Genomic DNA, 13,282 nt, shown 5'->3' with positions numbered 1-13,282 from the left:
CCGCACTCCAGCCTACCCGAACTCCCAGATTACCCGCTCCCGCTCCAAAAACAAACGTCTGAACATTCGATATTTAGCCTAGGTGATTTCCAGTCGTTCCACCATCTGGCGATATCGACCATTGGCAGCCATCAGCTCTTCGTGAGTTCCGAGCTCAGCGATTCTCCCATCTGCAAGGACGGCGATATGGTCCGCTCGACGTATGGCTGCCAACCGGTGGGTAATGACCAGGATTGTACAGTCGTGACCGTTCCCGGCGAGAGCTTCCATGATTTTGGCCTCCGACTCGGCGTCGAGCTCGGAGGTCGCCTCATCGAGTATCAGAAGATCAGGGTCCGAGAGGACCGCACGGGCAATCGCTAATCTTTGACGCTGTCCTCCCGACAGTTTCGCGCCGCCTTCACCCACCAGCGTGTCGAGTCCTTTCGGTAGATTCGCGATGTAGGCGTCGGCCCCGGAGAGCCTGACGGCCCTTTCTACAGCTTCATCGCCGACCCAGGTGCGTCCACAGACGACATTGGCTCGAACACTGTCGTTGAAGAGGAAGGTCTCCTGGGTCACGAAACCGATCCTCGAGCGCAGATTTTCAAGGTCGAGATCCCTGACGTCGTGTTGCCCGACCTTCACAGCTCCCTCTCCGACATCGATGAACCTGGGGATCAACTGGGCAACCGTGCTTTTGCCTGCCCCCGAGGGCCCGACGAGCGCCACCGTCGATCGAAATGGAATTGAGAGGTCGAGCGCGTCCAGGACGCGGCACCGGAACGGATACGAAAAACCTACTCCTGAAAAATGAACTCCGCTATCGAGTCGTTCGACGGGCCTCGCACCTGGGCAACTGCTCACCGCCGGAACTGCATCGATGACCTCAAAGACCCTGGAAGAAGCCACAGCCGCCTGTTGCAGACTGAAATTGAATTTGTTGAGTCTCTTGAGCGGGTTGTACAGCGCGTAGGCTCCGAGCACGAAGGCCGAAAAGTCTCCCGGGGTCATCGTGCCAGCCGTGATTTGCAGTCCCGCGTATACGGCCAAGCCCAGTGCCGCAACAGCACCCACAACCTCCATGACCGGCGCATTGGCGGCATGGATTGCGCGAGCTCCGAGGCTGGCAGCATATTGCTCCTGGTTTGCAAGGCGAAAGCGATCCATCATCGGGTGGACCATGCCGAAGTTCTGGACGACACGAATTCCGCGCGTTGTTTCGTCCACCACCACCGCCACCTCTTCGGTGCGTTCCTGAGCTTGACGGGCGCGTACCCGCAGCCTGCGGCTGAGGTGCACGACCGGCGCGAAGAACAGTGGTGTCGCGATGGCCGTCACCAATGTAAGCCGAACGTCCAGGGACAGGAGGTAAATCGAGATTGCCGGAACCGTAACGAGATCCTGAGCGACATCACCAAACCGCTCAGCCAAAGCTTCGCGCAGCAACTGGAGATCGTTGGTCGCCCGCGACACCAGACCTGCGGTCGAGCGATCGTGGTAGAAGGCGGGGCTCTGCGCGAGCATTGAACGAAATAGCCTTTCGCGCAGATCACGAATCGTCGCCAGGCCGAACCGGGCCGAGGCATATCGCGCGAGGAAGGAAGAGGCGCTCTTGATCACAATTGCGACAAGGGCCAAGATCACGATTGCCAATTTTTCACCGCCGAGCCAACCCTGCATCCCGTTCTCCGCTCGAACCACCAGATCGTCGAGAACTGCCACCAGCCCGCCTGGCCGCAGCTCGAGCCCCGGTTCGAACGGAACGGCCGGTCCGAGCAGTTGATCGATGATTGGACGAACGAGATTGACGGCAAACACGGTCGTTCCGGCCACCGCAATCATGCTCACGGCGGCAAGTAGGATCCACATACCATGTTTCTTTGCGAGCCTCAGGACACGCAGAAAATCGCCCATGGCCGGAGGTTAGCAGAGGCGGGATAGTGCTGGCGGCTGGAACCCGGACTGGCCGGAGTCGTCAGCTAGGGATGCACCCGTGATCGGTTCGATTTTCTCTCCACCGGGAAGTGCGTGGACCCGAAGACCACTTACTTTTTCGTTGCTGATTGTTGTGGACGGAGCCAGGTATCGATGCGCCGTCAAAACTTCGGATCGCGCTTCTCGAGGAACGCCCGCGCACCCTCCTCGGGATCGCCGGCGGCAAACAGAAGGCGAAAGCTCGCCAACTCGAGGGCGAGGCCGGAGCTCCCGCGCGCCGACGCCCGCATCAGGTCTCGGGCCGCGGTCAACGAAGCCACCGAGGCGTCATCCGGAATCGGCAGAGGGCAGTCCTCAGCGACCTCTGCCGTCGCGAGACCAAGCACCACGGCCTCGGTCGGATTGAGATCTCGGGTTTCCAACAACCCACGGGCGAGGGCCGCACGGCCCGATCGGCCAAGAGCCCAGATCACGCCATCCGACGGTGGCGCGGTGGATGTGGAGAGCCGAAGCACAACCTTCGGGCACAGATAGACGAGGTCGGAGCACAGGGCGACATCCAATGCCGGCGACACAATCTCTCCGCTTTCGACGACAGCTACAGTGACCGCCCGGCTCCTAGTCCACGGCTCGAGAGACAACCACGGTATCCGGCTTCCGTCACCACCCGCCGGAAACTCGACTCTCAGATACCCGATCTCCCGTGCCGACGAATGGAGATTGTCAATCTGTTCCAGTGCATCCCGGTTGTGGTCCCACCGAAATCTCCTCATGCACAGAGTCTACCCGCACCACTGTCCACAATGGGGACTTCATCAGCAATGCGGGCTAGAATGTGGCCATGGAATCCAGGGTCATGGCTGAGCATCACGAAGCTGGCTTCGTTTTTCAAGCCGTTCTCGGAGACGTGACTGCCGAACGGGTGGACGCGATCGTCAACGCTGCGAACAGCCACCTCGCTCACGGCGGGGGACTCGCCGGAGGCATCGTCGCCCGCGGCGGCGCCGCAATCCAGGAAGAGTCGGACCGGCTCGCACCGATCGACACCGGTGGCGCTGCAGTCACCGGCGCCGGCACCCTCCCGAGCCGTTGGGTCATCCACGCTGTCGGCCCGATATGGGGCCAGGGAAACGAGCACGATCTCCTCGAATCCGCGGTGGTCGCGAGCCTCGAGAGAGCGGCGGAGCTGGGGGTTACTTCGATCAGCTTTCCGGCGATCTCCACCGGCATTTTCGGCTACCCGAAGAAGGAAGGCACCTCGCTGATCGTCGAGACCGTCCGAACCTGGCTCACCGATCATCCGGAATCGACCCTTCGACTGGTACGATTCACCGCCTTCGACGAACCGACTGCCGATCATTTCACGGCTGCAGTCCGCGCCCTAGCAACCTTCATGCCCGAATCGTGATTTCAGGCAGGATTTCAGCCCATCCGTGAAGCATAAAATACTGAATAACAATATCTTAAATGAACTTGACAGAGATATGCTACAATGCGCGGCCGTATTGATGACTTATCTAAGGAGGGTCCACCTCATCCCATGGCAGATCTTCATCAGTTTCGCGAAACCCCCGAAGAACCCCTCGATTGCATTTACATCTTCCAGAGCACCGAAAGCGATCCCCTCAGCGGGCTGGATTTCTCGGCCAAGGAACGGAAGTCCTTGAGGGCCAAGGCAAAGGCCCTCAATCCGCGCGGAGAAGAGGGGGAAATGATTTCGGGCGAGTGTCCGCTCGATCTCGCTCATCGGGTCACCTTCGTTGGCATCGGCAAGGAACAGGAGATCACGCACGCGAAGATGCGTGAAACCCTCAACCGGGTCATGCGTCAGGCAACAAAAAACCGCGAGTATCAGATCGCAATCGGCGTTCCGGTCAAGGTCCACGGCCTCACAGCGGCCGAATCGCGTCTCTTCGCGCTCCGCGAGGCCGCGATCTCCGATTACACCTACGACCAGTTCAAATCCAAGAAGAACGAGTTTGAGAAGATCGATGGCCTTCACATTCTTCCTCTCGTCAAGGAGTCCGAGGAAGATCTCGAAGAGTGCCTGAAAAAGGTCCGCCTCTTGAGAACATCCCAGCAAATCGCGAGGGATCTCGGTAACCGACCGTCCAATGATCTCAACCCCGAGAGCTTTGCCCAGGCGGCCAAGGAAATGGCCGAAAACATCAAGGGGCTACGGGTCACGATTCTCGGTTTGAAAGAGCTCCAGAAAGAGAAGATGGGCGGCATCCTCGGTGTCTGCCAGGGATCCGAGCAGGAGCCGCGGATGATCGTCATCGAGCACCGGCCGAAGAAACCGAAGAAATCCGTGGTGCTGGTCGGTAAGGGCGTGACATTCGACGCCGGCGGCATCTCACTCAAGCCTGCCGCCGGGATGGGCTGGATGAAGTACGACATGTGCGGCGCCGCCACCGTCATGGGCACCATGCGTGCAGTCGCCGATCTCGACCTGCCAATCAAGGTCGTCGGTCTGATTCCTGCGGTCGAAAACATGCCGTCGGGAACCGCGATCAGACCAGGAGACGTCCTCACGACCTCGAGCGGAAAGACGGTCGAGGTAGACAACACCGACGCCGAGGGCCGGCTGATCCTGGCTGACGCGCTGCACTACTCGGCGCGATTCAATCCTGACATCGTGATCGACTTTGCCACCCTTACCGGAGCTTGTGTCGTGGCGCTCGGCCACGAAGCCGCCGGCATGATGGGCAACGACGAGGATCTCCTCGCTGAGCTTCGCAAGCTCGGCGAGCAGGTCGGCGAGCGAGTGTGGCCGATGCCTCTTTACGATGAGTACGTCACCTACCTGAAGAGCGAGTGGGCAGACATCAAGAATGTCGGCGGACGCTGGGGTGGGCCGGTCACCGCCGGCACCTTCCTCAAGCAGTGGGTCCCCGAAAAGGTGAGCTGGGCACACCTCGATATCGCGGGCGTCGCTTACAACGAGAAGGAACACAATGGTCTGCCAAAAGGGGCGTCCGGCTTCGGAGTCGTGCTCGCAGCCACATTCCTCGAGAATCTGTTGAAATAGTCCTTCGGGACGACCGAAACCAAAACGCCGCGCGCTTCGCGGCGTTTTTCATTTATGCTCTGTTCTATGCCGATCCCCACGGTCCACATCGGCCCGATCGAGGTCACCCCTCCCGTCGTCCTGGCGCCAATGGCCGGGGTCACGAATTTCCCGTTTCGGGCACTTTGCAGACGGTTCGGGGCGGGCCTCTGCATCAGCGAAATGATCACCGCGAGACCGCTCGTCGAGGGAAGAGAGAAGACTCTCAAGCTGGCTGATTTCGGTCCCGATGAAAGCCCCCGGAGCCTCCAACTTTACGGGGTCGATCCCAAATACGTCGGCGAGGCGGTGCTGCGCCTCGTCGGCGAGGGACGGGTCGACCACCTCGATCTCAATTTCGGCTGTCCGGTGCGAAAGGTGACCCGCAAGGGCGGCGGGGCAGCCATTCCGGCCAAACCGCGGCTCCTGGCTTCCATCGTCCGAGCAGCGGTGCAGGCGGCCGGCGAAATCCCGGTCACAATCAAGTTCAGATTGGGAATCGACGACCAGCATCTCGATTTTCTCGAATCCGGCCGAATCGCTGAGGCAGAGGGTTGCGCCGGAGTCACCTTGCACGCGCGAACCGCTGCGCAGCTCTACGACGGCCACGCGCGTTGGGAAGCCATCGGCGAACTCAAGCGAAGCCTGTCGTCAATACCCGTCTTTGGAAACGGCGACATCTGGGTGGCGGATGACGCCCTGCGTATGGTGCGTGAAACCGGCTGTGACGGCGTCGCGGTCGGCCGCGGATGTCTCGGGCGGCCATGGTTATTCCGCGAACTCGCCGACGCCTTCGCCGGCCGTGAGCCGCATTCACCGCCGACCTTTGGCGAGGTGGCAGACGTCATGGTCGAGCACGCTCGAATGCTGGTTGACTGTTTTGGCGAACACCAGGCCATGCTCTCTTTCCGCAAGCACGGCGGTTGGTATACCAGGGGTTTCCGGTCGAGCGCGCGCCTCCGGGATCGGTTGATGCGAGTCACGAGCGTCTCCGAGCTGAAAGGGGTGTTGGCCACCATCGATCGCAACGAACCTTTTACCGAAAAGGGCCATCTCGTTCGCCGCGGCAAACGCAGTGGAACCCAGAAGGTCATTCTCCCGGAAGGATTCTGGGACGATCTCGACGATCCTTCCCCTCCTGACGCCGAAGACGTAGTCTCCGGCGGCTGAGGGCCGCGTCAGAGTTTTGAGTTTTCAGTTTTGAGTTTTGAGTTATCCCCCGCCTCCCCACGGTTCACCGGGCAGGGTGGGCGGTAACTCAAAACTCATAACTCGACACTCAGAACTGGGATGGGTGGGTGGGCAGAACCGATCCATCGGTTTCGCAGCTCCCAATATCCTTGCCCTCGTTCGTGCATTGACAACTCGGGCCACCGCAAGATCCCTTGAGGCGACGACCGCTGATCAGCACAACGGCGGTCATCAGGAGAACCGCAATCGTAAAGAAGACGAAGGTCAGTACAAGAGTCTGCATCGTTTCCTCTGCATCAACAATTCAGGAGCCCTGAACATTCTTGGTCAAGGCAGACCACACACGTGTCTGCCTCTCCTCGAAGACGCCGTCACCGACCCGAATCAAGAACAGCGCCGGAATGTCGTGCCGCTCAGCAAGTTCAAAGCCCTGGTAAGGCCCGAGCACGCCGAGCGCCGTCGCTAACGCGTCAGCGGTCATGCAGCTCGAATTGATCACTGAGACCGACGCCAAATTGTGGGTTATTGGCCGACCTGTGCGCGGATCAATGGTGTGAGAAATGCGGACCCCGTCGCGCTCGTAGTAGTTGCGGTAATCGCCCGACGTCGCCAGCGATAGGTCGGCGAGGTTGACGGCCAGATGCACAGCCCTACCACCGGCGGATGGCCGTTCGATTCCGATCTTCCACGCTTCCCCGTTGCCATTCCGACCTCGTGCGCACACCTCGCCGCCGATTTCCACCATGTGATCGGGCAGTCCCTGCTGCACGAGGGTGGCCGAAACCCTATCGGCGGCATATCCCTTGGCAATCGCGGAGAGATCGATGCGACAGTCGACCCTGGCCTTTCGTAGCGTCCCACCTTCCGTATCGACCTCAAGCTGTTCGTAGCCGGTGATCGCCACCAGTTCCTGGAGCTTCTCGTCGCTCGGGGGGTCGGCCGCGCCGGAGGGCCCGAATCCCCAGATGTCCACCAGCGCACCGACGGTGATATCGAACGCGCCTCCCGTGAGCCGAGAAATGCGTTGCGCCTCTGTGACCACCTCGAGAAATCCGGGGGACGCCTGAAACAGCTCCGTTCCACTGCGGTTGAACGCCTCGATTTCGGACTCCGGACGGTAGGTGGACATGGTTTCATCAATCTGGTCCATCACCCGCCGCACGGCTCTCTCGATGCGTACACGATCCTCGTCAGTCAACTCGTCGGTGACAACCTTGATGGTGAACGTGGTCCCCATGGTGGGCCCCGTGAGCTCCATCTCGCGTGAGGGGACGACGGGCGAAGGGTCTCGACGAAAAATGGTGACCACGAACAGACCGGCCACAAAGAGTGCCGGAACAATGAAGCGGCGGAGAGGTGGGATGCCGCTCGTTCGAGACAACTCTTCCCCCGCTGTTACTCGCCGAAGTCGTCGAGCATGATGTTCTCAGGCTCGACCCCGAGATCGAGCAGCATGTTGATGCACGCCTGATTCATCATCGGCGGTCCACACATATAGTATTCAACGTCTTCCGGGGCCGGGTGGTTCTTGAGGTACTTCTCGTACACGACCTGGTGAATGAACCCGGTATCGCCATCCCAGTCGTCTTCGGGCAACGGATCCGAAAGCGCGAGGTGCCACTCGAAATTGTCGTTTTCAGCCGCGATCTCGTCGAAGTCGTCCTGGTAAAAGGCCTCTCGGAGACTTCTCGCTCCGTACCAGAAAGACACCTTGCGGTCAGTCCGGATCCTCTTGAACTGGTCGAAAATGTGGGAGCGCATTGGCGCCATGCCGGCTCCCCCGCCGATGAACACCATTTCATTGTCTGTTTCCCTGGCAAAAAACTCCCCGAAGGGACCCGAAATGGTGACTTCGTCGCCCGGCTCGAGGTTGAAGATGAATGACGACATCTTGCCCGGCGGAACCTTCGGCATGTTCGGCGGCGGCGAGGCGATCCGCACGTTGAGCATGATGATGCCCTCCTCGCCCGGGTAGTTGGCCATCGAATACGCACGGGTCACATCTTCTTCTACCTTGGACACGAACTGCCACATGTCGTACTTGTCCCAGTCGCCGCGGTACTCGTCTTCAATCTCGAAATCGGCGTACTTGACGACGTGCGGGGGACATTCAATCTGGATGTATCCGCCGGCGCGGAAGGGCACTTCCTCTCCCTCTGGAAGCTCGAGCACGATCTCCTTGATGAAGGTCGCGACATTTCTGTTCGATCGAACTCGACATTGCCACTTTCGGACATCGAAGATCTCCGGTTCGACCTCGATCTTCATGTCCTGCTTGACCTTGACCTGGCAGGAAAGCCGCACCCCTTCGCGGGCCTCTCCACGACTGACATGGGAGGTTTCAGTTGGCAGCAGCGCACCCCCGCCGTCCAATACCGAGACCTTGCACACTCCGCAGGTTCCTTTTCCCCCGCAGGCCGACGGAATGTAGATCTTCTGCGCCGCGAGGGTGTTGAGCAGCGTGTCTCCGGCATTCGTGCTGATCGCCTTGTCCGGGTCTTCGTTGACAGTGATGGTGACTTCGCCCGCCGCCACCAGCTTCGATTTGGCCACCATCAAAACCACCACCAAGGCGACGATCACCAGAACGAACACCGCAACTCCGAGGATGATAGTCAGCATCAAGCCACCTGCCTACAACTGGATCCCGGCAAACGCCATGAAGCCGATCGCCATCAGTCCCGTGACAAGAAAGGTGATTCCCAGCCCGCGCAGCGGAGCCGGAACATCGGAGTAGACCATCTTTTCGCGGATCGCGGCCAGGGCGACGATCGCGAGAAGAAAACCGAAGCCGGAACCAAACCCGAAGACTGCGCTCTCGGCGAGCGTGTAATCGCGCTCGACCATGAACAAGGAGCCGCCGAGGATGGCGCAATTGACGGCGATCAACGGGAGAAATACACCGAGCGCCGCATAGAGCTTGGGAGCGTAGCGATCGAGGGCCATCTCCACGACCTGCACCGAGGCAGCTATGGAGCCGATGAAGGCGAGGAATCGGACGAAGCTGAGATCGACGGTGGACCATGCCGGGTTCAGCCAGGTCAGCGCGCCCTCTTTCAGCAGGTAGTTGTACACGAGATTGTTCAACGGTGTGGTCACGGTCAACACGAAGGTGACTGCGGCACCCAGGCCGAGCGATGTGTCGACCTTCTTCGAAACCGCGAGGAAGGAGCACATGCCAAGAAAGAAAGCGAGCGCCATGTTCTCGACGAAGATCGCTTTGACGGCCAGGCTGAGGTAGTGTTCCAACATCTCAGTCCTCCTGCAGCTCAGGCTTCCAGGTGCGGAGCAACCAAATCAGAATCCCGATGATGAAGAAAGCACCTGGAGCCAGCACGAAGAGACCATTCGGCTGGTACCAACCTCCCTCCGTGACCAGTGGCAGAACCTGATAACCGAAGAGCTTGCCGGCGCCGATCAGCTCGCGGAAGAAGCCGACCATGATCAGAATCAGGCTGTATCCGAAACCGTTGCCGAGACCATCGAGCAGGCTTTCGAAAGGCGGGTTCTGCATGGCAAAGGCCTCGGCGCGACCCATGACGATGCAGTTGGTGATGATCAGCCCGACAAAGACTGACAGCTGCTTCGAAATGTCAAAGAAGAAGGCCTGCAATACCTGATCGGTGACGATGACCAATGAAGCGATGATCGTCAACTGGACGATGATGCGGATCGAAGACGGAATCAGGTTGCGGATCAACGACACCGATAGGTTCGAAATCGACAGCACCGCGATCACCGCAATCGACATCACCACTGAGGTTTCGAGTTTTGTAGTGACCGCCAACGCCGAGCAGATGCCGAGCACCTGAGCGGCAATCGGGTTGTCGTTGAAAAGGGGATTGAGAAGCGCGTTCTTCTGATTCGCGTTCATGATGCGTTCCCCTGATTACGGACCCGCTCGAGATAGGGATCGAAGCCGTTCTCACCGAGCCAGAACTGCACGAGGTTGGTGACGCCTCGAGAAGTCAGGGTCGATCCTGAAAGTCCATCGACGCTGTGAGGATCTTCCGCCACCGGCCCAGCAACACCCTTGATGACCTCGATCGCGGGCTGCCACTCCGAATCGTACGCCTGACGGCCGACCCACAGCGCCTTCCAATTCGGGTTGTCGACTTCGCCGCCGAGTCCCGGTGTCTCCCCGTGTTCGTAGAAGGTAATCCCTTGCACGGTTGTCGTGTCAGGTGCAAGGGCGATGAATCCGTACAACGTCGACCACAGACCCTTCCCTTCAATTGGCAGAATAAGGGATTGAACCTCGCCGCCTTCGACGCGACGGTAGACAATCGCCTTTTCCGGCAGGCGTGTGAGTCCCGCGTTATTCGGTGGCGCCACCGAACTCCGGTCGGGTTCGCGCGTCGCCTTTCGCTGGTCGTAGGTTTCGGGATCGATCGTTTCGTCGTATTCGCCGCTCTCGAGATCGATGATCCGCGTCTCGATGTGAGACTCGAAAAGCCGCTCGACTTCCTCTGGAGTAGCCGCTTGGCCCTCTTCCATCACTCCGGCGACCACCAGCACCTTGGTCTGGCGGTCGAGCACCTTGTTGCGGTCCTGACGATCCCGCAGGGCTACTGCAGAGGTCGAGACGACGATCGAACATACCAGGCAGACGGCCGTCGCGAAGCCAATTATGTAGAGGTTACTGTCCTGCCGCATGACGCGCCAACCTCCGTTTGATGTTCGCCTGCACGAAGAAATGATCGATGAACGGTGCGAACATATTCATGAACAGAATTGCCAACATCATCCCTTCCGGATAGGCCGGGTTGACGACTCTCACCAGAATCACCATAACGCCAATGCCGAAACCGTAGATCCATCTGCCGGGATTGGTGAAGGCAGACGAAACCGGATCAGTTGCCATGAAGACGGTGCCGAAGGCCCAGCCACCAAGCACCAGATGCCACCAGAAAGGCACGCCAAAGAAGGCGTTGGTATCGGAACCGACAAGGTTGAGCACCGACGCCATGGCAATCGTACCGACGGTTACGCTGGCCATGGTTCTCCACGAACCGATTCGGGTGACCACCAAAACCAGTGCACCGAGGAGACAGAGTGCCGCCGATGTTTCGCCCATCGATCCAGGGATGAAACCGAAGAACGCCTCCCACCAGAGGTCATTCCCGACTTCTCCGAGGGCTGCGACACCCTCGACTGTGGCCCGTGAAAGCCAGGTCGCGCCGGAGAAACCGTCGACGCCCACGAAATTCGCGGCGATCCAGGGCTTATCTCCGGAAATCTCCGCCGGATACGCGAAGAACAGAAAGGCGCGGGCCGTCAATGCCGGATTGAGGATGTTCATTCCCGTGCCGCCGAAGATCTCCTTGCCAATGAGCACTCCGAAGATCGCCCCCGTGGCCACCTGCCAGAGGGGAATGGTCGGCGGCAGGGTCAGAGGAAGCAGCAAACCGGTAACGAAAAACCCCTCGTTGACCTCGTGGCCCCGCACACTGGCAAAGATCAGCTCGACCGTGATGCCGGCCGCAAATCCGACGATGTAAATTGGCAGGAAATAGAGCCCTCCGTGGAACAGGCACGCCCAGACATCGGTTGTGAAGCTGCCGCCGAAGGCCGAGAAGACCTGCGTCTGCCAGGTATCGAGAGGCTGAGCTCCGGCCATGATCGCTCGGTGGGCCTGAAGCCCGGTGTTGTACATCGCGAATATGACGATCGGAGAAAGGGCGGCCATAACCACCGACATCATGCGCTTCAGATCGAGCGCGTCACGAACGTGGGTGGTGCCGGTTGTGACAGCGTCCGGCGTGTAGAGGAATGTATCGATGGCTTCGTACAGCGGGTATAGGCGATCGAGTCTGCCCCCTGATTGGAGCCGGTCACCCAGATCATCGAGGAACCGACGGAGGGTGCTCATGACTCCTCCTTCCAGATCTCGAACAGGTTGCGGCGAAGGTGAGGTGCGAAGTCTTCCTTACCCGGGCTGACAAAGGAGCAGAGTGCGAGATCCTCTTCATCGAGCTCGAGACAGCCGAGGGCCTCAGCGCGCTCGAGATCATCCATCAGAAGAGCGCGGAGGAGAAACGTCGGCATGATGTCGAGCGGCATGACGTTCTCGAAGAGACCGATCGGCACCATCGCACGACGGCTGCCCCGGGCGGAGGTCGTGAAATCGTACTTCGTCGTGCGACTGCGGAAACCGGAAAGATATGCGCGGGTGGTCGAAAAGAGGTCCCATCCCGGCGTCATCAGGCCCAGGAATCGCCGACGGTGATCCTCGGCGATGCACGAGATCTGGTTTGCGTAACGTCCGAGATAGCCGAATTTCGTTCCCCTTGCCCGGTGGCCAAAAAGCACCGATCCGGAAACGACCCGTGCCTCACCGAAAAAAAGCTGCTCGTCGATCAACGGCTCGACCTCGGCTCCGAGCCGGGTGGTCAGCAACCGAGGACGAATAACGATCGGACCACAGAGGGCAACGGTACGCTCGACTGGCAGCTTCCCGGTTTCAATCAACCGTCCGATTGCGGCTACGTCCTGGTAACCGACGTACCAGACAACTTTTTCGCGATGAACTGGATCCAGGAAGTGGATGTGCGTCCCGGCGAGCCCGGCCGGGTGCTCACCGTCGAATTCCTCCACCCGAACCCGTTCTGCGGGGCCAGGTTCGATCCTTGCACCCGGCGCTCGACACAGATAGACGATTCCCTCGGTCAAGCTGCAGAGCGCCTGAAGGCCTCGCTGGAAATCTTTCATCTGTCCCTCGAGAACGACCTCGGGGTTCGGCGCAAGCGGGTTCGTGTCCATCGCGGTGACGAAGATCGAGTGACAGCTGGAGCTCGGGGACGGCACCTTTGAGAAAGGCCTCTGCCGAATGGCCGTCCACAGGCCAGACTCCGCCAGAAGCTCTCTCAGTTCCTCCCCACGGAGGGACTGCACATCCCGGCCGGTGAACGCGCGAAAAGTGCGAAAATCGCTTTCGGCGGGGCTCCCCCGTCGTTCCCCCGGTGTCAATTCCACCACCACGGATTCCAGGGAGCGACGCGCACCACGGTTGATCGCAGCGACTGTTCCCGCACCCGGCGAGGTGAACCGCACACCCGCGGTTTTGCGGTCCTCGAACAACAGTTGACCGCGCCTCACCTCATCGCCGATCTGCACATGCATACG

General features: G+C 59.8%; 12 protein-coding genes and 1 pseudogene. 3 read left to right on the top strand and 10 right to left on the bottom strand.

Annotation, left to right across the window (positions count from 1 at the left end):
- Nucleotides 1-78: 78 nt before the first annotated feature.
- Nucleotides 79-1,896, bottom strand: a complete 1,818-nt coding sequence (locus LJE93_00205) for an ABC transporter ATP-binding protein/permease (protein ID MCG6947327.1) — start codon at nt 1,894-1,896, stop codon at nt 79-81.
- A gap of 182 nt (nt 1,897-2,078) precedes the next feature.
- Nucleotides 2,079-2,180, bottom strand: a pseudogene (locus LJE93_00200) (enoyl-CoA hydratase).
- Between the two features lie 578 nt (nt 2,181-2,758).
- On the opposite strand from LJE93_00200, the gene LJE93_00195 reads away from it, so the two are divergent.
- From LJE93_00195 to dusB, 3 genes are all read left to right on the top strand, one after another.
- Entirely contained in the window at nt 2,759-3,325 is a 567-nt protein-coding gene (locus LJE93_00195; protein ID MCG6947326.1) for a macro domain-containing protein, read from the top strand.
- 132 nt (nt 3,326-3,457) lie between these two features.
- Nucleotides 3,458-4,948 (top strand): leucyl aminopeptidase, encoded by a 1,491-nt coding sequence (locus LJE93_00190; protein MCG6947325.1) that lies wholly within the window; start codon nt 3,458-3,460, stop codon nt 4,946-4,948.
- Nucleotides 4,949-5,002: 54 nt separating this feature from the next.
- Nucleotides 5,003-6,136 carry a tRNA dihydrouridine synthase DusB gene (dusB, locus tag LJE93_00185; protein ID MCG6947324.1) on the top strand — a complete coding sequence of 378 codons (1,134 nt, stop codon included), beginning with the start codon at nt 5,003-5,005 and terminating at the stop codon, nt 6,134-6,136.
- Nucleotides 6,137-6,245: 109 nt separating this feature from the next.
- On the opposite strand, the gene LJE93_00180 is transcribed toward dusB, so the two are convergent.
- From LJE93_00180 to LJE93_00145, 8 genes are all read right to left on the bottom strand, one after another.
- Nucleotides 6,246-6,440, bottom strand: coding sequence for a hypothetical protein (locus LJE93_00180; GenBank protein ID MCG6947323.1), 195 nt, complete (start codon nt 6,438-6,440; stop codon nt 6,246-6,248).
- 21 nt (nt 6,441-6,461) lie between these two features.
- A complete protein-coding gene (locus tag LJE93_00175; GenBank protein ID MCG6947322.1) occupies nt 6,462-7,394 on the bottom strand; it encodes an FAD:protein FMN transferase in 933 nt (310 codons plus the stop codon).
- A gap of 158 nt (nt 7,395-7,552) precedes the next feature.
- Nucleotides 7,553-8,779, bottom strand: a complete 1,227-nt coding sequence (gene nqrF / locus LJE93_00170; GenBank protein ID MCG6947321.1) for an NADH:ubiquinone reductase (Na(+)-transporting) subunit F — start codon at nt 8,777-8,779, stop codon at nt 7,553-7,555.
- Nucleotides 8,780-8,791: 12 nt separating this feature from the next.
- Nucleotides 8,792-9,409 carry an NADH:ubiquinone reductase (Na(+)-transporting) subunit E gene (gene nqrE / locus LJE93_00165; protein MCG6947320.1) on the bottom strand — a complete coding sequence of 206 codons (618 nt, stop codon included), beginning with the start codon at nt 9,407-9,409 and terminating at the stop codon, nt 8,792-8,794.
- Nucleotide 9,410: 1 nt separating this feature from the next.
- Nucleotides 9,411-10,034, bottom strand: coding sequence for an NADH:ubiquinone reductase (Na(+)-transporting) subunit D (locus tag LJE93_00160; GenBank protein MCG6947319.1), 624 nt, complete (start codon nt 10,032-10,034; stop codon nt 9,411-9,413).
- Entirely contained in the window at nt 10,028-10,813 is a 786-nt protein-coding gene (locus tag LJE93_00155; GenBank protein MCG6947318.1) for a Na(+)-translocating NADH-quinone reductase subunit C, read from the bottom strand. Before LJE93_00155 ends, LJE93_00160 begins: the two co-directional genes overlap by 7 nt.
- Nucleotides 10,797-12,029, bottom strand: coding sequence for an NADH:ubiquinone reductase (Na(+)-transporting) subunit B (locus LJE93_00150; protein ID MCG6947317.1), 1,233 nt, complete (start codon nt 12,027-12,029; stop codon nt 10,797-10,799). The genes LJE93_00155 and LJE93_00150 overlap by 17 nt, the downstream gene beginning before the upstream one ends.
- A partial coding sequence (locus tag LJE93_00145) for a Na(+)-translocating NADH-quinone reductase subunit A (GenBank protein MCG6947316.1) occupies nt 12,026-13,282 on the bottom strand: 1,257 nt, incomplete at its 5' end. The genes LJE93_00150 and LJE93_00145, both read right to left, overlap by 4 nt.

Source organism: Acidobacteriota bacterium, from assembly GCA_022340665.1.
Classification (GTDB): domain Bacteria; phylum Acidobacteriota; class Thermoanaerobaculia; order Thermoanaerobaculales; family Sulfomarinibacteraceae; genus Sulfomarinibacter.
This window is presented reverse-complemented; position numbering and strand designations above follow the sequence as displayed.

Excerpts from the sequence above, each read along its gene's own strand:
- dusB (MCG6947324.1), top strand. The coding sequence starts at position 5,003 with ATGCTCTGTTCTATGCCGATCCCCACGGTCCACATCGGCCCGATCGAG.
- nqrF (MCG6947321.1), bottom strand. The coding sequence starts at position 8,779 with ATGCTGACTATCATCCTCGGAGTTGCGGTGTTCGTTCTGGTGATCGTC.
- LJE93_00195 (MCG6947326.1), top strand. The coding sequence starts at position 2,759 with ATGGAATCCAGGGTCATGGCTGAGCATCACGAAGCTGGCTTCGTTTTT.
- LJE93_00180 (MCG6947323.1), bottom strand. The coding sequence starts at position 6,440 with ATGCAGACTCTTGTACTGACCTTCGTCTTCTTTACGATTGCGGTTCTC.
- LJE93_00205 (MCG6947327.1), bottom strand. The coding sequence starts at position 1,896 with ATGGGCGATTTTCTGCGTGTCCTGAGGCTCGCAAAGAAACATGGTATG.
- nqrE (MCG6947320.1), bottom strand. The coding sequence starts at position 9,409 with ATGTTGGAACACTACCTCAGCCTGGCCGTCAAAGCGATCTTCGTCGAG.
- LJE93_00150 (MCG6947317.1), bottom strand. The coding sequence starts at position 12,029 with ATGAGCACCCTCCGTCGGTTCCTCGATGATCTGGGTGACCGGCTCCAA.
- LJE93_00175 (MCG6947322.1), bottom strand. The coding sequence starts at position 7,394 with ATGGGGACCACGTTCACCATCAAGGTTGTCACCGACGAGTTGACTGAC.
- LJE93_00155 (MCG6947318.1), bottom strand. The coding sequence starts at position 10,813 with ATGCGGCAGGACAGTAACCTCTACATAATTGGCTTCGCGACGGCCGTC.
- LJE93_00190 (MCG6947325.1), top strand. The coding sequence starts at position 3,458 with ATGGCAGATCTTCATCAGTTTCGCGAAACCCCCGAAGAACCCCTCGAT.